This window comes from Hymenobacter qilianensis, assembly GCF_014489555.1.
In the GTDB taxonomy this organism is placed as follows: Bacteria; Bacteroidota; Bacteroidia; order Cytophagales; family Hymenobacteraceae; genus Hymenobacter; species Hymenobacter qilianensis.
Map to the genome: position 1 here is coordinate 2,151,581 of NZ_CP060784.1, position 18,673 is coordinate 2,170,253.

Annotated in this window: 18 protein-coding genes; 17 read left to right on the forward strand and 1 reads right to left on the reverse strand. The window is 53.5% G+C overall.

Annotation, left to right across the window (positions count from 1 at the left end; all coding sequences use genetic code 11):
• Window positions 1-50: 50 nt before the first annotated feature.
• Complete coding sequence (locus H9L05_RS09960) at window positions 51-707, forward strand: DedA family protein (protein ID WP_187734021.1); 657 nt, start codon at window positions 51-53, stop codon at window positions 705-707.
• 112 nt (window positions 708-819) lie between these two features.
• The gene (locus tag H9L05_RS09965) at window positions 820-1,560 is read left to right on the forward strand and encodes a shikimate dehydrogenase family protein (RefSeq protein ID WP_187734022.1); all 741 of its coding nucleotides are present in this window, start codon (window positions 820-822) and stop codon (window positions 1,558-1,560) included.
• A gap of 106 nt (window positions 1,561-1,666) precedes the next feature.
• Here the strand turns inward: H9L05_RS09965 and wrbA are convergent, their stop codons facing one another.
• Window positions 1,667-2,281, reverse strand: coding sequence for an NAD(P)H:quinone oxidoreductase (gene wrbA / locus H9L05_RS09970; RefSeq protein WP_187734023.1), 615 nt, complete (start codon window positions 2,279-2,281; stop codon window positions 1,667-1,669).
• A gap of 454 nt (window positions 2,282-2,735) precedes the next feature.
• Between wrbA and H9L05_RS23500 the strand changes: the two genes are divergently transcribed.
• The 15 genes from H9L05_RS23500 (at window position 2,736) to H9L05_RS10030 (ending at window position 18,637) form a co-directional block, all read left to right on the forward strand.
• Window positions 2,736-3,140: an RNA polymerase sigma factor gene (locus H9L05_RS23500; protein ID WP_223284856.1), complete on the forward strand. Its 405-nt coding sequence runs from the start codon at window positions 2,736-2,738 to the stop codon at window positions 3,138-3,140.
• A gap of 5 nt (window positions 3,141-3,145) precedes the next feature.
• Window positions 3,146-3,343: an RNA polymerase sigma factor gene (locus tag H9L05_RS23505; protein ID WP_262892697.1), complete on the forward strand. Its 198-nt coding sequence runs from the start codon at window positions 3,146-3,148 to the stop codon at window positions 3,341-3,343.
• A complete protein-coding gene (locus H9L05_RS09980) occupies window positions 3,324-4,034 on the forward strand; it encodes a hypothetical protein (protein ID WP_187734024.1) in 711 nt (236 codons plus the stop codon). The genes H9L05_RS23505 and H9L05_RS09980 overlap by 20 nt, the downstream gene beginning before the upstream one ends.
• Window positions 4,035-4,045: 11 nt before the next feature.
• Window positions 4,046-4,996: a hypothetical protein gene (locus H9L05_RS09985; protein WP_187734025.1), complete on the forward strand. Its 951-nt coding sequence runs from the start codon at window positions 4,046-4,048 to the stop codon at window positions 4,994-4,996.
• A 25-nt stretch (window positions 4,997-5,021) separates the two neighbouring features.
• Window positions 5,022-5,693: a hypothetical protein gene (locus H9L05_RS09990; protein WP_187734026.1), complete on the forward strand. Its 672-nt coding sequence runs from the start codon at window positions 5,022-5,024 to the stop codon at window positions 5,691-5,693.
• Window positions 5,694-5,750: 57 nt separating this feature from the next.
• A complete protein-coding gene (locus tag H9L05_RS09995) occupies window positions 5,751-6,095 on the forward strand; it encodes a DUF6970 domain-containing protein (protein WP_187734027.1) in 345 nt (114 codons plus the stop codon).
• A gap of 166 nt (window positions 6,096-6,261) precedes the next feature.
• Window positions 6,262-8,295, forward strand: a complete 2,034-nt coding sequence (uvrB, locus tag H9L05_RS10000) for an excinuclease ABC subunit UvrB (RefSeq protein ID WP_187734028.1) — start codon at window positions 6,262-6,264, stop codon at window positions 8,293-8,295.
• Window positions 8,296-8,479: 184 nt separating this feature from the next.
• A complete protein-coding gene (locus H9L05_RS10005) occupies window positions 8,480-8,911 on the forward strand; it encodes a hypothetical protein (RefSeq protein WP_187734029.1) in 432 nt (143 codons plus the stop codon).
• A gap of 346 nt (window positions 8,912-9,257) precedes the next feature.
• Window positions 9,258-9,821, forward strand: a complete 564-nt coding sequence (locus H9L05_RS23510) for a hypothetical protein (protein ID WP_223284858.1) — start codon at window positions 9,258-9,260, stop codon at window positions 9,819-9,821.
• On the forward strand, window positions 9,797-12,445 hold the full coding sequence (locus H9L05_RS10010; RefSeq protein ID WP_262892661.1) for a T9SS-dependent M36 family metallopeptidase: 2,649 nt from the start codon (window positions 9,797-9,799) through the stop codon (window positions 12,443-12,445). Before H9L05_RS23510 ends, H9L05_RS10010 begins: the two co-directional genes overlap by 25 nt.
• A gap of 355 nt (window positions 12,446-12,800) precedes the next feature.
• Entirely contained in the window at window positions 12,801-13,421 is a 621-nt protein-coding gene (locus H9L05_RS23515; protein WP_223284859.1) for a hypothetical protein, read from the forward strand.
• The gene (locus H9L05_RS10015) at window positions 13,340-15,955 is read left to right on the forward strand and encodes a T9SS-dependent M36 family metallopeptidase (protein WP_262892662.1); all 2,616 of its coding nucleotides are present in this window, start codon (window positions 13,340-13,342) and stop codon (window positions 15,953-15,955) included. Before H9L05_RS23515 ends, H9L05_RS10015 begins: the two co-directional genes overlap by 82 nt.
• Window positions 15,956-16,293: 338 nt before the next feature.
• The gene (locus H9L05_RS10020; RefSeq protein ID WP_187734030.1) at window positions 16,294-16,539 is read left to right on the forward strand and encodes a hypothetical protein; all 246 of its coding nucleotides are present in this window, start codon (window positions 16,294-16,296) and stop codon (window positions 16,537-16,539) included.
• Window positions 16,532-16,810, forward strand: coding sequence for a hypothetical protein (locus H9L05_RS10025; RefSeq protein WP_187734031.1), 279 nt, complete (start codon window positions 16,532-16,534; stop codon window positions 16,808-16,810). The genes H9L05_RS10020 and H9L05_RS10025 overlap by 8 nt, the downstream gene beginning before the upstream one ends.
• A gap of 402 nt (window positions 16,811-17,212) precedes the next feature.
• Window positions 17,213-18,637 carry a L,D-transpeptidase scaffold domain-containing protein gene (locus H9L05_RS10030; protein WP_187734032.1) on the forward strand — a complete coding sequence of 475 codons (1,425 nt, stop codon included), beginning with the start codon at window positions 17,213-17,215 and terminating at the stop codon, window positions 18,635-18,637.
• Window positions 18,638-18,673: the final 36 nt, after the last annotated feature.

Sequence of the window (18,673 nt, forward strand, 5' to 3'; positions counted from 1 at the left end):
GCTGCCTGCTTTCTTTGCAGTAAAATAACTTCGTCTTCTATTCCTGGTTCATGGAAATCCTCAAGGACATCATTGATTTCATTCTTCATCTCGACAAGCATCTCGGGGCCATTATCCAGGATTACGGAACGTGGACATACGCCATTCTCTTCCTGATTATCTTCGTGGAAACCGGCGTAGTAGTGCTGCCCTTTTTGCCCGGCGACTCGCTGCTGTTCGCGGCTGGCTCGCTGGCCGCCCTGCCCGGCTCTCCCCTGAATGTGTGGGTAATGATGGGTCTGCTTATCGTAGCGGCAGTGCTTGGCGACACGCTCAACTATCATATCGGTGACTATCTGGGGCCGCGGGTATTTCGCGAGAATTCCCGCTTCCTGAAGCGTGAGCATCTCATTCGTACCCAGGAGTTTTATGAGAAGCACGGCGCCAAAACCATCATTCTGGCCCGCTTCATCCCGATCATTCGCACGTTTGCGCCCTTTGTGGCGGGCGTGGGTACCATGAGCTACACCAAGTTCCTGTCGTACAATGTGGTGGGGGGCGTTTTGTGGGTCGTTTCGCTGACGGGCGCGGGCTATTTCTTCGGTACCATCCCGATTGTACAGAAAAACTTCTCGCTGGTCGTATTGGCCATCATCGGCTTATCAATACTGCCCGTGATATTTGAGTTTGTAAAGTCGCGCCAAAACAGCCGGCGGCCCGTAGCTTAATTCCTGATTTTATTCGTGAAATAAACCGCCCCAATGGTAATCCGTTGGGGCGGTTTTCTATTATTGCATGCGGTAAGCGTCAGAGTTCAGTCTAGCTAGTGTGAATTATTGTATGAAGGAATTTGGCCTCATTGGCAAGTCGCTTGTCCACTCGTTCTCGCAAACCTATTTCACCCAGAAATTTGAGAATCTGGGCCTCGACGACCACCACTACGAGCTCTTTGAGCTGCCCACTATCTCGGCCTTGCCGGAGCTGTTGGCTGAGCACCCCAGCCTGCGGGGGCTCAACGTAACCATTCCATATAAAGAGCAGATATGGCCGTACCTGAGTGAGATATCATCGGCGGCGGCCCGTATTGGCGCCATCAACGTCATCGATTGCACGCCCGACGGCCGCTATATTGGGCATAACACCGATTACATTGGCTTCCGGGAGTCGTTGCGCGCTTTTTATCCATTGCGTGGCGCTGCAGCACGAGCACTAGTGCTTGGCACCGGTGGCTCATCGAAGGCAGTAGAGGCAGCCTTGCGGGAACTAGAGATTCCGTATTGGCTGGTGTCACGTAACCCACTCGGGACTGGCCTTACCTATAATGACCTCACGCCCGACGTACTTGTAGGGCATTCGCTGATTATCAACGCCACGCCGTTGGGTACTTTTCCGCAGGTAGATGCGTGCGCTCCTATCCCGTACGAGGCTCTCACGCCAGCCCACTACCTCTACGACCTGATTTATAATCCGAGCGAAACTTTGTTCCTCCAAAAAGGTCGCGAAGCCGGTGCTCAAACCAAAAACGGCTTCGAGATGCTCTGCCTACAGGCCGAGGCTGCCTGGGAAATTTGGAGCCAGTAAAGAGCAAATGCTACAGGAATGCCCTAAAACACAACAAGCCACCTCAAATGGGTGGCTTGCTGGTTGTTGCAATATGTGCGTTCAGGGTATAGGTCGCAAGTAACGCTTATTTTCTGGAAAGCTTGCTAGCAATTTCGGCGGTGTACTTGCCTTGATGACGGGCACCTTCCAATTCGTTTGCGCTGGGCTGGCGCTCACCTTGTCCACCAGCTACTGTGCTGGCGCCGTAAGGGGTACCGCCGGTTACTTCTTCGTGGCCCATCTGACCCTGCCAAGCGTAAGGCAAGCCCACGATGACCATGCCATGGTGAAGCAATGCCGTGTGCAGCGCGCGTAGCGTTGTTTCCTGGCCGCCGTGCTGGGTAGCGGTGCTCACGAATGCGCCACCTGCTTTGCCCACAAGGGCGCCGCGAGCCCACAAGCCGCCGGTTGAGTCGAGGTAGGCCTGAATCTGGCCGCAAGCATTGCCGTAGCGGGTAGGCGTACCAATAATGATGGCATCGTACTGCTCCAATTCCTCGGGGGTAGCTACAGGCACATGGTTGAAAGCTTGCTGGGCCTGCGTGGCTCCAACCTTGTCGAGAATTTCTTTCGACAGCGTCTCGGGTACGCGCTTTACTACTACTTCATTGCCTTCTACCTGGCGGGCGCCTTCGGCTACGGCCTCGGCCAATTTCCACACGTGGCCATACGTGGAATAGAACAGAACAATAGTTTTCATGAGGAACGGATGAAAGATGAAAAATGAGTTGGTACGGATGTAAGCAGCTTTCCTGAAGCAGGGTGCTGATTTACGCAAGGCAGCGGAAAGAGGTGGCTTGCAAATATATGTATGTACATTAAATGTACTAACATTGTTTCGAAAATTATTTTCCTCACGGCTAAAAAAGCCCCCAGCGCTTTAAAGCAACTTTAAAAAATATTCGGGCACAGGCATGCAACCCTTGGGGCGGGTAGCAGCCTCTACTCACCGAAGCCCGCTAGTATATGGCGGATTATTCTACCGATACGTTATTACGAAACGCAGCGTATGCAGCCACTTTATCCTGGCCCAATCGACTTTATGTTCAGCCACAGCGGCCCAGGCGGCCACCTCACTCGATGAGCGCCTTATCGTTTGCGATGGGTGGCGGAGGGCTGCGCAACCTGCTTGCGGGGGCAATTCGTCGGCTTCGGTGGCTGCTTCGCCTCCGCCTGCTCCTGTCCGCTCGCTTGTGCCGCCTTCCCAGCTCACCGAGGCCGAAATCATTGATGGTTGCCTGGCCGGAAGCCGTCTGATGCAGAAGCATTTGTACGACAGGTTTGCAGCCCGCATGATGGCCGTGTGTCTGCGCTACGCCCAAACCACCTTTGAGGCGGAGGATGTATTGCAGGAAGGCTTCGTAACGGTGTTTACCAACCTCAGCAAGTTTCGCCGCGAATGCCCCCTGGAGTTCTGGATTCGGCGCATCATGATTAATGCTGCTCTGCGTCAGCACCGTCGCAATAGCGGGCTGGTAGCCATGAGTGAGGGCGAGTACCCCGAGGATCTGGCGGGGAGGAGTTTACGCTTTCCAACTACGCATTTGAAGAGCTTTTGACCCTCGTGCAGGAGTTGGCGCCGCGCTACCGCATGGTATTCAACCTGTTTGCCATCGAAGGCTATGGGCACAAGGAAATTGGTGAGTTGCTGGGCATTTCCGAAGGCACCAGCAAATCGCAGTACTCCCGGGCCCGGGTCATCTTGAAAACTAAATTAGAGCGCCTCGACGCGCATCGCAGCAATGGCATCTTCCGCAAATAATCATACGCCCAACGAGCCCCGGTCCACCGGCGACCTGGAGCACTTGTTCCGACAGAAGCTCGGCGAGGCAGAAGTAGCGCCTCGTCAGCACGTCTGGGAGCAGCTCGACCATGAGATGCTGGTACGGCAGAACGACTCGTATCGGCGGCGTCTGCTGCTGCACCGCTGGGTGGCGGCGGCCTGCGCCCTGCTGGTGCTGGGCTGCGGCACCTGGCTGCTGCTCCATAATGCCACACATTTGCCCCCCGGCACAGAAATAGCTGCCACTACTCGCCCCGTGGAGGCAACTACTACTGAGGCAGCTGCTGATACTCCGCTGCGCACACCGCGCAGTAGCGCCACCACTAGTCAGTCACGAAATAGCGCTACCACGTCCACTGATTTGGCAGCAGTGACCCAGCAACGGAATTCAGCTGCCACCGCTTCGGCAACCCGGGCAGCCACGGCGCAATCAGCAACGAATGATGTAGCCACTACCTTATTGCGGGCCGCTAAATCGGCTGTAGGAATCAGGCAGTCTGAGTCAGGCAGCAGCGTGGCTACCAACAGCACCCGCTCAGGCTCAGGCGCTACGGGTACTTCGCTGACTGCTGCTGAGCGTCAGGCTGGAAATGGGGCCTATGGTTCTGCCTTTGCCTCATCGGTGCCAGGCATTGGAAGCTCACAGAATGAGCGGGGGCAAATTGGCTAACCGTACGGCCAGTGTCTGCGGCCGCGGCGCAAAACACGGTAGCAGCCGCATTTCGTCGCCCCGAAACCTTGCAGGCCGAAGCGCTTCCGGTGTCAGCTGGCATGTTGGCCCAAGCGGCAATAAGTGCTCCCCAGGATGCCGCCGAAGAAGAAAAACCGGAACGTAAGCGCAGCAAATGGCGCCTGAGCGGAGCTTATGCGGCCAGCTCTTACAACCCGAATATTGACTTTAGCTCCAGCGCGACAGCGAATGCAGCCCTCGACTTTGGCGCGGTTCCCTCCAACAACTCAGCGCTTCCTGTCTACAATGCCCGGTCGGCGTATCAGTATGGCGCCAGCGAATACCGCGACAATCTGGAAGCTGGTCCTGCTCAGCGTATTGCAATAGCCGCGGCGTATGCATTGAACAATAAATTGACGCTACTGACTGGCATAGAAACTTCTCAACAGCGGGCTTCATCCAAAACCTCGTTAAATCTGAACAATTCGAGAACGGCCTTCGCCGGGCAGGCAGCATCCGACTCCAGCAGTAACCAGTTTTATGCCGGCCAGCGCGGCACGGAGTTTAGATACAGCACAATAGGCGTACCGGTAGCCATGCGCTACGGCTCGGCCAAAACGGGCTGGTCGCTCTACGCCAAAGTAGGCGCCGCCGTGAACCTGCTTATCAAGAGCAGCACGGAAGTAGATGGCAACGCCGCTGCCGCCCGCGACTACACGCTGGCTTCTTCTGAGTCGCCTTATCGCAAGGTGCTGGCATCGGTGCGTGGGGGTGGGGGCGTGCGCTATGCACCAGCCGCCGCGGCATGGAGCTTGTCCTTAGGTCCAGTAGCCGAAGCCGGTTTGAATACGCTTAATCAGGACCCTGGCGGCTCTTTCTTCCAACGCTCCCGGCCATATTCGGTTGGTCTGGAGGCCAGTGTGGAGTTTGGGGGCCAAAAAGCGGCTACCGTGGTCCGTTAACAGCAAATAATTTAACAGTACAACTATGAAGATTCAGTACTATTTATTTGCTGCCCTACTAAGCTTGTGTGCGTGTACGAAGAATGACCTCGATGAAGTGGTCTTGGATGGTAAAGGCTGTATCAAGCGGGTTACCAACGCTCCAGGGCCCGGTGACCACGAAATACGCAAGTCGGAGCAGGCAACCGCCGTTCGCCTTTTTCAGCAGAATGCCCTCAGCTTAAGCGACCTTCGCTTTACCCAATTCATCGAAGAAGACTTGGTCGTGGAGGGCATAACCAATCATCATGTACACGTAAAGGCTGCCCGTTTCGCTAATGGGTTGCCTTTTCTACTCAACAGAGCTATTTATAATTTCAGGAATGGTAAATATGTTCATCGTTCCGATAATGATTTTATAGCGGCGGCTGACACGAAGCCAGCGTTGACGCTAGCTCAGGTCAGGGCATTGTTTTTTCAGGAGTTTGTGGATTATAACAAACAGTCTACCAGTTACAAAGCAGAAGATTTTAAGGATAAATGCTTGACTGCGGAGTTAGGGTACTATACGCTTCGAGGGAATGAAACGCCTATCAGGACTATATTGGCCTGGCATGTGAAGCCTAAAGGTGAAGAATATCCGGAGGCGGTGATCAATGATAGTGATGGCACAACCATCTACTTTTTTGATGGAAGTTGGACTTCAATGCCCAGATAGTTGATTCTGTTTTGGGAAACTTGGAATTCCTAAAGTCACTGTAAATCGAACTGCTCTATGAAACGCTTACTTACGCTTCTGCTTCTCACGAGCCTCCTCAGCGCCTCCCAGTGCGAAGATGAGAATGCTGCCTGTCCCAGCTTTTTTGTCACCAAAGTAGCGGAGCTACAAGCCAAGCCCAAGCAGAACCCCGCGGCCGAAATCACGGAATATCAGTTTCAAGGCCAGACCGTCTACCTCGTTTCCAGCGACTGCTGCGACCAGTTTGATTATCTCTACAATAGCTGCGGAGATGTTATTTGTGCTCCGAGCGGCGGTATAACCGGCAAGGGCGACGGGCAATGCCCTGATTTTGCTACGCAGGCCACCAATGCCCGCGTAGTATGGCGCGACCCGCGCTAAGCTTATTTACGGGCAGGCGAGAGTTGGATGCCTGCTTATTTCAAAATTTGCCCCCCAGACCTTAAAAAAAGCCCAGCTGATTTAGTTGGGCTTTTTTTGTTTCGCGGAAACCTACCTTGGCGCTCCGGAGTTATCATAGGCTATCATTTCTGGCTACTTTCCCTGCATGGAATATCAACTTACTTCCGAGTTCAAGCCCACCGGCGACCAGCCCAAAGCCATTGCCCAGCTGGTGGCTGGCGTAGAAAGCGGGGAGCCGGCGCTGGTGCTGCTCGGAGCCACGGGCACCGGCAAAACCTTTACTGTGGCCAACGTCGTGGCCCAAACCGGCAAGCCCACGCTGGTGCTCTGTCACAATAAAACCCTGGCAGCCCAGCTTTACGGCGAGTTTAAGGCGTTTTTCCCCAATAATGCCGTCGAGTACTACATCAGCTACTACGATTACTACCAGCCCGAGGCTTACATTGCCAGCACCGACGTTTTTATTGAAAAGGACCTCGCCATCAACGAGGAAATTGAGAAGCTGCGGCTGCACTGCACCTCCACGCTGCTCAGTGGGCGCCGCGACGTTATTGTGGTGGCTTCCGTGTCGTGCATTTATGGTATCGGCAACCCCGAGGAGTTCAGCAAAAACGTCATTTATATGGCGCCTGGCCTGCGCTACTCGCGCAATAATCTGCTGTACCAGTTTGTGCAGATTCTGTACTCGCGGACGGAAGTGGAATTCACGCGCGGCACATTCCGGGTGAAGGGCGACACCGTGGACATCTTCCCGGCTTACGCCGACTTTGCCTATCGGCTTTTCTTTTTCGGCGACGAAATTGAGGCCATCCACCGTATCGACCCGGAAAGCGGCAAGAAGCTGGCCGACGAGCAAAGCGTAACGCTGTACCCGGCCAACCTTTTCGTGACCGGCAAAGACACCCTGCACCAAGCCATCAAGGAGATTCAGTTTGATATGATGGCTCAGCAGAGCTACTTCGTGAAGGAGGGCCGCGACCAGGAAGCCAAGCGCATCACCGAGCGCACGGAGTTTGATCTGGAAATGATTCGGGAGCTGGGCTACTGCTCCGGCATTGAGAACTACTCGCGTTACTTCGATGGCCGCACTCCCGGCTCACGCCCGTTCTGCCTGCTCGATTATTTCCCTCAAGACTATCTGATGGTCATCGACGAAAGCCACGCCACCATTCCTCAGATTCGGGCGATGTGGGGCGGCGACCGGAGCCGCAAAACGGCCCTGGTGGAGTATGGATTCCGTCTGCCCTCGGCCATGGACAACCGCCCCCTGACCTTCAACGAGTTCGAGAGCATGTACCGGCAGGTCGTCTTCGTGTCGGCTACGCCGTCCGATTATGAGTTGGAAACCAGCGGCGGCGTTATCATCGAGCAGATTATTCGCCCCACGGGCCTGCTCGACCCCGAAATCGATATCCGGCCCAGTGCCAACCAGATTGACGACTTGCTGGATGAGGTAGACAACCGCGTGAAAATGGGTGACCGCATCCTCGTTACAACGCTTACCAAGCGCATGGCTGAGGAATTGCAGAAGTACATGGAGCGCCTGGGTATCAAGTCAAGCTACGTGCACTCGGATGTGAAAACCCTGGACCGCGTCGAGATTCTGCGGCAGCTGCGCCTGGGCGTAATCGATGTGCTGATTGGGGTGAACCTGCTGCGCGAAGGTCTTGATTTGCCCGAAGTTAGCTTGGTCGCTATTCTGGACGCCGACAAGGAAGGCTTCCTGCGCGACCAGCGCAGCCTGATTCAGACCATGGGCCGCGCCGCCCGAAATGATAAAGGCAAGGTGATTATGTACGCCGACCGCATCACGGGCTCCATGCAGCGCGCCATCGACGAGACCAATCGGCGCCGCGCCGTGCAGCTGGCTTATAATGAGGAGCACGGCATCACGCCACGCACCGTGCGTAAGTCGCACGATGAGATTATGGGTCAAACCTCGCTCTCAGATATGCGCCGCATCGAGCCCGCCGCGTATGCCGGCCCCGATACCGATACGTTGACCTTAGCCGCCGAGCCTATTATCGCTCTGATGAAGCGTGATGAACTGGAAAAAGTCATCAAGAAAACGGAGAAGCAAATGGAAGGCGCAGCCAAGGACCTCGACTTCCTGCAAGCCGCCAAGTACCGCGATGAATTAGCCCAACTTCGTCAAATGCTAAAGACGAAGCGAGATTAGCCACAGACTATATAGCGTTTTGAATCATTTTTATTTTCCTGAAAAAGCTCCCCGGAAAGCCGTCTGGGGGGCTTTTTTTAGTTTTTTGCAACCTCGACCATAGATTCAGGCCAGAAAATTGATGTTTTTCGGGCAAGTGATCATCCCGCCCGATCACCATCCTGTTCAAACGTGAGTTGTTGCCATGCTAACCGCTACTCCAGTATTACGCGTCTATTTTGAAAACCCGGTTGGTCGGGTTATGGAGCACCCCAATGGCTATGCGTACGTCATTTATAATGAAGGCCCACGCAAGCTCGACCATTTGAAGGCCTTTCTGACGCACACAGGCCAGCTGCTGCGCCGACAGGGCTGGAACAAGCTGTTGGGCGATCAGCGCCTGATGTCGCCTTACACCGAAGACGAGCGTAATTGGATTCTGGATTTTTGGATAGCGCGCACCAGCGAGGGAAGCCAGATTTATGGGGCCGTGCTCTTGCCGCATGATGTATTCGCGCGGCTTTCCGTCAGTCAGATGATGAACGAAGCGCGGGAGGCGGCCTTAACCTACCGGCTTTTTGATGACGAAAACGCGGCGGCGGCCTGGCTGCGCCAACTACCAGTGGAAGCTATCTAGGACGGTTGAAATAGTTAAATCTGCATTACCAGGAGACTGGTAGTGACCTTACCCTCTAAAAAAGCCCCCCAGCTATTGTGCTGGGGGCTTTTTTGTATGTCTTCGTCTTGGTTTGGTTCAAGCTGATGGCGTCAGAATTTACATACAGTAAAATAGCAGGGTAACTGGCAATAGTATGACTTTTTGGGAGTTTAACTGCGATACGAGTTATTATACATGATTAAAATTGTATTAATTAACTTTAATAATGTACATAATATTGGCAAATGAAATAATTTATTCAAAATGGTATATAAATAATCTTACTTTCAGAACACAATACACAAACCATCCAAAACCATAACAAATGAGGAAACTCTTACCATTCTTAGCGAAGCCGGTGCTACTGGCTATTATGCTAACAGGAGGTTACACTTCTTTCAGTCAGGGAAAAGGAAACGCGGGCAAAAAAGCTGTTCCGCAAGCGGCTCTTGAGCACCTGAAAAAGAACAAGCAGAAGCTTCAGCTTTCTGACGAGGACATTGCCAATATCACGTTGAGCAGCGAGACTTTCTCAAAGAAGAGCGGGGTTAAGCACATTTATCTGAAGCAGCAATACAAGGGCATTGAGATTCACAATGCTATTACCAACATCAGCATGACCTCCAATAATGAGGTAGTGAATGTAGGTGATCAGTTTGTGAAGGATGCCGGCAAAAAGGTAAAGGAAAGCGGCTCCAGCATGACGGCTGAGGCTGCCGTAGCCGCCGCTGCCAAGCACCTGAATACGTCGATAAAGGAGCCTCTCTCCGTCCAATCGAGAGAGGATGGCCCTGACCAGGAGGTAGTATTCTCCACGGGGGCATTTCGCTTGAGTCGATTCCGGCTAAGCTGGTGTATCAGCCCATGGAGGATGGTAGCCTACGCCTAGCCTGGGAGGTAACGATAGATGAGCTGGATGGCCTGAACTGGTGGGTTGTCCGCGTAGATGCCGCTACCGGCGAATTTCTGGAAAAGGATAACCTGGTAACGCACTGCGAATTCGACAACGACGGCCCCAACGGCGTACACATCAGTGATAGCTATGTTCAAAAGCAGGCTGTAGCAGCTAAGCCGTTCAACTTTGCTACGACACTGGCAGAGGCTCCCGCAGCTAACTTCTACAATGTTTATCCGCTCACAACGGAGAGCCCAAGCCACGGCCCACGGGTATTCGTGAGCACCGACGCTGCCGATAAAACGGCTTCACCAAAAGGCTGGCATTATACGCCGGTGGGCAACATGACCACTACCCGGGGCAACAACGTGTATGCCTACGAGGATCCTAATGGTGTGAATCCGTTCCCTACTATTGCCAACAACTTCACTGTTAATAACTACAGCCCTGACGGTGGTCCGAGCCTGAAATTCGACTTTCCGATTGATTTCACCAAGCAGCCCGCAACCTATGTTGACGCGGCTACTACCAACCTGTTCTACTGGAACAACCTGATTCACGATGTGTGGTATCAGTATGGTTTTGATGAAGTTAGCGGCAACTTCCAGTTTGATAACTTCGGCAAAGGTGGCTTAGGCAACGACTTCGTGCGCGCTGAAGCGCAGGATGCCCGTATTACGTCGGCCCAGGGCCCGCAGCGTAACAACGCTAACTTTGGTACGCCAGTGGATGGCTCGCTGCCACGTATGCAGATGTACTTGTGGAACGGTATTCCTGACAGAGAGTTGTTCCGTGTAAATACGCCATCATCCATCGCTGGTGCTTACCAGGCTGTGGAGGCTGCGTTCAGCAAACCTTTGACGAGCACGCGCATTACGGGTAAACTAGTGTTGGCTGTAGCTCCCGTTATTCCCCCGACTGGTACGCCTGAGGAAGGATGTGGGGCTTTTGCGAATGCGGCCGCAATCAGTGGCAACATTGCAGTAGTGTATCGTGGAAGCTGCGGCTTCGCTGATAAAGTGCAGAATGCACAGAAAGCCGGTGCTATTGCTGTAGTCGTAATCAACAATGCTGTTGGTGCTCCTATCGTAATGGGTGGTGCTCCCACGGTAGCGCAGCCAGCTATTGTTATCCCAGCTGTTATGATTGGGCAGGCTGACGGAGCAGGTATTCGTAGCGCGCTGAATGCGGGCACCGAGGTAACCGTTACGCTGAAGAATGATGGCTCGGGTCCTGAAATTGACGGTGACTTCGACAACGGTATTATTGCTCACGAATACGGCCACGGTATCTCCAACCGTCTGACCGGTGGTCCATCGGTGGCCAACTGCCTTCAGAATGCGGAGCAGATGGGTGAAGGCTGGAGCGACTGGTTCGGTCTGATGATGACCATCAAGCCCGGCGACACGCGTGTTAAGGTGAGAGGTATTGGCACCTATGCTTCGGGCCAGCCAACTACAGGCCGCGGCATTCGTCCGGCTCCTTACAGCACTGACTTTAGCGTAAACAACTTCACCTACGCGGCTACCAACAACACGGCAGCCATCAGCCAGCCTCACGGCATCGGTTTTGTGTGGTCTACCATGCTGTGGGACATGACCTGGGATCTGATTGCCAAGTATGGCTACAACGAAGATCTGTACAACGGCACGGGCGGCAACAATATGGCCATGCAGCTGGTAATCGACGGCTTGAAGCTGCAGAAATGCAACCCAGGCTTCGTGGATGGTCGCGATGCTATTCTGTTGGCTGACCGCATCAACTACGGCGGTGCCAACCAGGAGCTTATCTGGAGAGCCTTCGCTAAGCGTGGCCTGGGTTTCAGCGCCAAGCAAGGCTTGAGCACCAGCCGCACCGATCAGGTACAGGCATTCGATTTGCCAGCAACATACCTGTGCACCACTCCGCTTACGGTTGCGGCAATACCTACTTCGGATGTATTCACCGGTGGCGATTCAAAAGTGATTTACTTGGGCTATGGTCCGCAGACTGTAATGCTGCAAGCTAGCGGCGATGCAACCAACAAGTACACTTGGACTCCAGCTGAGGGCTTAAGCGATGCTACCATTGCTAACCCAATCTTCACGCCTACCGCTGCCGGTACCTACACCTTCACCGTGAAGGCCGTCAACGCGGATCAGTGCACCAAGTATGCTTCAATTACGATTACAGTAGTTGATGTGCGCTGCGGCAACAAGAACGATAAGGTGCTGGTTTGCCAGAAGCAAGGCAAGGAGATCTGCATCAGTGCTGATGCGGTTGAGACTCAGCTCCGTATTGGCGGCTCGCTGGGTGCTTGCGCACCAAAAGCGAAGGCAACTGTTGCCAGCGCTAAAGCCAGCGATGCACTTGCTACAAACGACGGCCTGACGGCTTCGCCTAACCCAACTAGTGCGAATACCACGCTGGCCTTTACGCTGGCCGAAAGCGGTGCTTACCGCCTGGAGGTGATGAACATGCAGGGTGCAGTAGTATCGGTGGTAGCCCAAGGAAAGGGTGAAGCCGGTCAACGCATCTCGCACGAGTTCAGCAAAGGCCGCTTGGCAACGGGTGTGTACATGGTTCGTTTGACCTCGGGCAAGCAAAGCAAGTTCACTCGCGTAATTCTGCAGGACTAACTCATTGATAATCAAGTAGCATACAAAGAAGGTCATGAAAATTCATGACCTTCTTTTTTAGAACAGAAATAAAAAGCCCCTCAGCACATTGCTGGGGGCTTTTTATGGTGCAAGTTAACCATGGTAAAATTACATGTTTCACATTCCGCAAAGTGAAATTTAATCAAATAGGTGCTGAGGTGGATTTGTAAAATATCTTATCAAAAGGGCTAATGGAGGCTATAAAATACATTTAGAATGTAATTATTAGGTTTCCTGAATGTATATAATTATGGTAAGTAAAATTCTGTATAAAAATGCCTATATAAAAAACTATACTTTGATAAGTGTTTCATACTCACCTCACACTATAGATATGAATAGACTTTTACACTTTGTAGCGCGGCCTTTATTGATAGGAGCCTTACTGCTCGGAGGCCCTGCTGCCTTCAGTCAGAACCAAGTAAGTTCTGAGCAAAAACTGGTACCTGAGGCAGCGCTTCAATACCTGAAAAAAAACAAGCAGGCGCTTAAGCTAACGGATGAAGACATTGCAGACGTGAAGCTCAGCAGCGAATCCGTCTCGCCAAAGACGGGCATCCGGCACGTCTATTTGCAACAGCTGTATGAGGGCATTGAGATTCATAACGCTATTGCCAGCATGAGCCTGGGTAAGGACGAAAAGATCGTCAATCTGGCCAGTAGTTTCGCGAAAGGTGTTGGCGGAAGACTCAAGGCTGCGAAGTCTAAGATGACGGCTACAGCTGCCGTAAACGCAGCAGCTCGGCACCTGAATCTGAAGGTTAGCCAATCCCTGTCCGTATTGCAGAAGGGCAGCGGCAAAAACGAAGCGGTGCTGTTCTCATCGGGGGCATTTCGCTGGAGTCGATTCCGGCTAAGCTGGTGTATCAGCCCATGGAGGATGGTAGCCTGCGGTTGGCTTGGGAAGTGTCCATCTACGAGCTGGATGCGCAGAACTGGTGGAACGTGCGGGTAGACGCGGCCACGGGTGAGTTCCTAGACAAAGACAACATGGTGCACCAGTGCGAGTTCGACAACGACGGACCCGGTGGCATGCCGTTGAGCAGAACGTCTACTTACGGTCAGGTGGCTCAACCAAAGTCGACTAATTCCACCACGTCTCTGACGGCCGCGAATTCTTACAACGTTTTCCCTATTCCCGTCGAGAGCCCTAACCATGGCCCACGGGTATTGGTGAGCACTTCCGCCGCCGATCCAATCGCTTCGCCCCAAGGCTGGCATTATACGCCCAACGGTAAGCTCACTACCACCCGTGGCAACAACGCCTATGCCTACGAAGACCCGAATAACAATAACAGCCTGAATAATTACAGCCCTGATGGCGGTCCTGAACTGAACTTTGATTATCCGCTTGATCTCACTAAGGAGCCAGTAGAGTACCGCGATGCGGCCATCACGAACCTGTTTTATTGGAACAACGTCACCCACGACGTATGGTACCAGTATGGCTTCGATGAGGCCAGCGGCAACTTCCAGGCTGACAACTTTGGCCGGGGCGGTGCCCAGGGCGACTTTGTGCGAGCCGAGGCCCAGGATAGCCGTAACATTCCTAATCCTCCGGCTGGCGTAACCACTCGTAACAATGCCAACTTCTCGACTCCGGTAGACAATGGCACCAGTGCGCCCCGCATGCAGATGTATTTGTGGGCGGGTCGTGCCGATGCGGATATGTTCAGGATAACTGCGCCTTCCAGCATTGCCAATAGCTATCCCGCTGTACAGGCCGCCTTTGGCCCACGGCTCAATGCAACGCCGGTTACTGGCAAGCTGGTGCTGGCTACCGGTGTCGGGGGGACATCTACAAACCCTAATGAAGCTTGCGGACCCTTGACGAACGCCGCCGAGATTGCGGGCAACATTGCTGTCCTGTACCGTGGCAACTGCGACTTTATTCTGAAAGTATACAATGCTCAGGTAGCTGGTGCAATCGCTGTAGTAGTAATCAACAATGCCGCTGGCAACCCGATTTCAATGGGTGCCGGAGCAGGAGCACCCGCTCCTATCACGATTCCCTCACTCATGACAACAGATGTGGCGGGCGGTCTTATCCGGGAGCGGCTAGCAGCGGGCGAGGAAGTAAGAGTGAGCTTGAAAAATCAGCCAGGCGTTGAGGTTGACGGTGATTTCGACAATGGTATCATCGTGCACGAGTACGGCCATGGCATCTCTACCCGCCTAACGGGCGGCCGCTTGGTAAACTGCCTAGGTGGCCAGGCTGAGCAAGCCGGGGAGGGCTGGAGCGATTGGTTTGCGTTGATGATGACGATGAAGGAAGGCGACACTCGTACCACAACAAGAGGAATCGGTACGTATGCGTCGCTCCAGCCTATTACTGGCAACGGCATTCGTCCTGCTCCCTACACTACAGACTTCGCCGTAAACAACTACACGTACGCCCGGACCAACAATACAGCGCTTTCTCAGCCCCACGGAATTGGGTTTGTGTGGGCCACTACGCTGTGGGATATGACCTGGGACATGATCGATCGGTACGGCTACGACCCCGACTTGTATAAGGGCACTGGTGGCAACAACAGGGCCATGCAATTGGTAATTGACGGCTTGAAAATGCAACCCTGTGCCCCTGGTTTCGTGGATGGTCGGAATGCTATTCTGGCCGCCGACTTAGCAAACTACGGTGGTGCCAACCAAGAGCTTATCTGGAGAGCATTTGCCAAAAGAGGAGTAGGCTTTAGCGCCAGCCAAGGTGCGGCCAACAGCCGCCTCGACCAGGTGGAAGCCTTCGATTTGCCCCCCATATATGCTTGCGCGGCTCCCGTTATCACGGCAACTGCTATTGGCGGTACCTTCGTTGAGGAAGGTCAGAGCACGATTTACCTAGGCTATGGTCCGCAGAGCATTCAGCTGCAAGCTAGCGGTGATCCTACGTTTGTGTATACCTGGGGATTTGTACCCGGCCTGAGCGACATATCAGTTGCCAATCCTGTATTCACTCCCAGAGCTCCTGGTACGTACGAGCTTACTGTAACTGCCGTGAATAAAGAGGGTTGCAGTCGCACGGTTACCAAAAAGATTGTGGTTGTTGACGTACGCTGCGGCTTTGTATTCCTCCGCAACAATAAGGTGTTGGTATGCCATAACGGACGGCCCGTGTGTGTTAGTGCGTCTGCCGTATCAGACCATTTGAAGCACGGCGACTCGCTTGGCGAATGCCAGCAGACCTCTAACGCGGGTTTGGTAGCCGAGGAGAAAGTAGCGGCCGAAGAAGCTTTGACGCTAACGGCTACTCCTAACCCAACCAGCTCGCAAACCTACCTAGACTTCACCCTGACGCAGACTGGTAACTACCGTCTGGAGGTAATGAACATGCAGGGAATCGTGGTGAGTGTAGTAGCTGAAGGAACCGGCCGCGCTGGTGAAAACTTCTCCTTCAAGTTTACGAAGGGCCGCTTGGCTGCGGGCATCTATATGGTTCGCCTGACTTCTGGTAAGCAGAATAAGTTTACCCGGATAGTTCTACAGAACTAGCACGGTAAGCAACCAGAAGCGTAAAAACGCAGGCTGAGAACATTCACAGCCTGCGTTTTGAAACTGATAAACAAAAAAGCCCCCCAGACGCGTATCTGGGGGCTTTTTTGTTCAATCAAACTACGATGCACGCTCCAATAGCTACTTACCTTTGGCGCGTCTATATTCTGGTAGGTTTTTCGTAGCCTACTTTCCCAGCGCCTGGCCGCTGTTCTTATCACCTCTGCATGAACAAACGGTACGTCGTGTGGCTCTGCGCCCTATTCGTTCTATTCGATTTGGGGTACTCCTACATTCAGAATTAACAGATACCGCTGGAGGGCGATCTGGCCCCCATTGTGCTGCCTAGCTTCTGGTATAGCCAAGTGCTGCAAGACCCGTTTGGATGGGCCGTAATTGCCAAAAACGAAGTGTATGCGGGTCCTAACCGGTATTTTGCTCATGCGGCTATGGTTGGCTACCTCAAATCGGTTCCGCTGTGGCTTCAGCGCTCCATCGACCCTATTAGCAGCGTTTATTTGGCTTGCGCGCTGTTCAAAACGGCTGTGCAAGGGCTATTGCTCTATCTGCTGGCTTGTGTATAGCACCGGCGCACAGCGCCTCACCGACCGCCGCCTGTGGCTGCCCGCGGCGCTGCTGGTGCCGCTGTTTCAAACGGCGGGCTACAATGGGCAGATGGGCGTAATTAAGCTCCGGATGACCAACAACAACCAGTGTGAGCGAGCCGCATTTCAGCAGCTGGCCCAGTCGCGGGAGCCAATCGTTCATCTCAACAGCGATTGTACTGTGATGGCCTGGGAAAAGATAACCGATCCGCTCCAATCGGATAACAACGCCCAACTGCTGGAGTTTTAGGGCGTGACTAAAGGAAGGAAGCTCTATTACCAGTGTATGTCATCAGAAAAGTACCAAAGTGCAGTATAAGCAGCATATTAATGCTTCAGCCTTTTCACGGAATTATTCCTGTGTGCTTCTTTCAATCATGGTCACGGTTTGGTATATTGAATACATGTAAAAGCTTGATAAACGCAGGTTTAAGCTGAGCCGTAGCGGGCCCGATTATGGAGCGCCAATGCTGGTTGGTAACGCAAATTTCCGTGTTCATGTAGCTAAAAGCGACGTTGACAGAAAATGCCAGCGTAGAGGCTGCTATAGTGGTACCTTTAGTCAGAATCATATTTAATATCTAAATATTGATAATACTATTTACCGCTCTTGATCATGTTTCCTTGCCTACGCTTCAGGTATGCTGTTGCTTTGCTACTGCTGTGTAAAAGCATTGCTGTAGAGGCCTATACTGTAAGTGCTGCTGCTGAGCTGTCAACAGGAGGAGGCCACACCACAACGGAGGTCGCCGTTCAGCTCCGGCAGCTCTACGCTACCAAAGCGTCATCTGCGAAAGCCAGTACCCAGGAGCAGGTGCAGCTGTTTTATACGCTCGTCGATTTTGTGCCTGTATGGACCACCGATGCTGGCCCGACTGAGAACGCGCAGACGGCTCTTAACCTGTTGTCAAAAGCTCAGCAGTACGGGCTCAAGGCCGCCGACTATGAGACTGCTTCCCTTCAGCTTCTGCTCGATTCCTTACAGACAGCTCCAGCCCAACTTCAGCAGCGCCTGAAGGTCGAAACTCGCCTCACGGCGGCGCTTCTCCGGTTTTCCCAGCATCTGAGCCACGGTCGGATACAGGACAGCACGATCCGGCCTTCGCGGGTGACGGAAAGCGATATCATCAACGTCGCCGTTCACCTTAATCAGGCGCTGCAAAGCAATAATTTTGAGCAACATATGCTGCTGGCGCAGCCCAACAGCCGGAGCTACGTGCGACTGCTGTGGACGTGGCAGCGCCTGTTGGAGTCGGATACGGTGGCGGCCCGTAAAATGAGCCTTTCGGTGGCTCTCAACCTGGAGCGGCTACGTTGGGAGCCGCGCGCCGATTCTATCTATTTGGTTGTCAATATCCCTGCCTACAGCTTGCAGGTAGTGCGCGGCCCGCAAGTAGTGCGTAGCCACCGGGTGGTGGTGGGCAAAGCCGCTACTCCCACGCCGGAACTGTATAGCGCGGTCAATTTTTTTCAGACGGCGCCCGAATGGCGTATGCCACATAGCATTGCCACCAAAGAGGTTCTGCCACGGTTGAAGCGTGACCCTCGCTACCTCAGCTCCCGCAACCTGAGGTTGTATGATCGGGCCGGGGAACGGGTGAATGCTTCGCGGGTGAACTGGAAAGTAGTGACGTCCAGCGAGTTTCCGTATCAGATCAGGCAGGCGCCTTCTTCACGCAATGCCCTGGGAAATGTGGTGTTCCGCTTCCCGAACCCCTACGAAGTATTCCTGCACGATACTCCTGATCGGGAGTTGTTTGACGCCAATACCCGCGCGCTGAGCCACGGCTGCATTCGGGTGCAGCATGCGTGGGCGCTGGCCCGCTTTCTGGTGGAGCGCGACGCGGGCAAGGCAGGCAGCAGTCGGGTGGAGAAAATGAGCGACAGCCTCAACGAGGGCGAAACCAGGTACTTCGGTCTCTATGCCTCCGTGCCCCTAACAATACGCTATCAAACCTGCGAGGCTGAAGGCAACAAGCTCCGTCAGCTGCCCGACATTTACGGCCTGGATAAAGTATTGGCAGAAGCCTGGAATAACGTGCCCGGCCATCAGTCAGGGGTAGTCGTTAGCCGCTAAAAGTCTTAGCTCATTTTACACAAACCCATCAAAAAA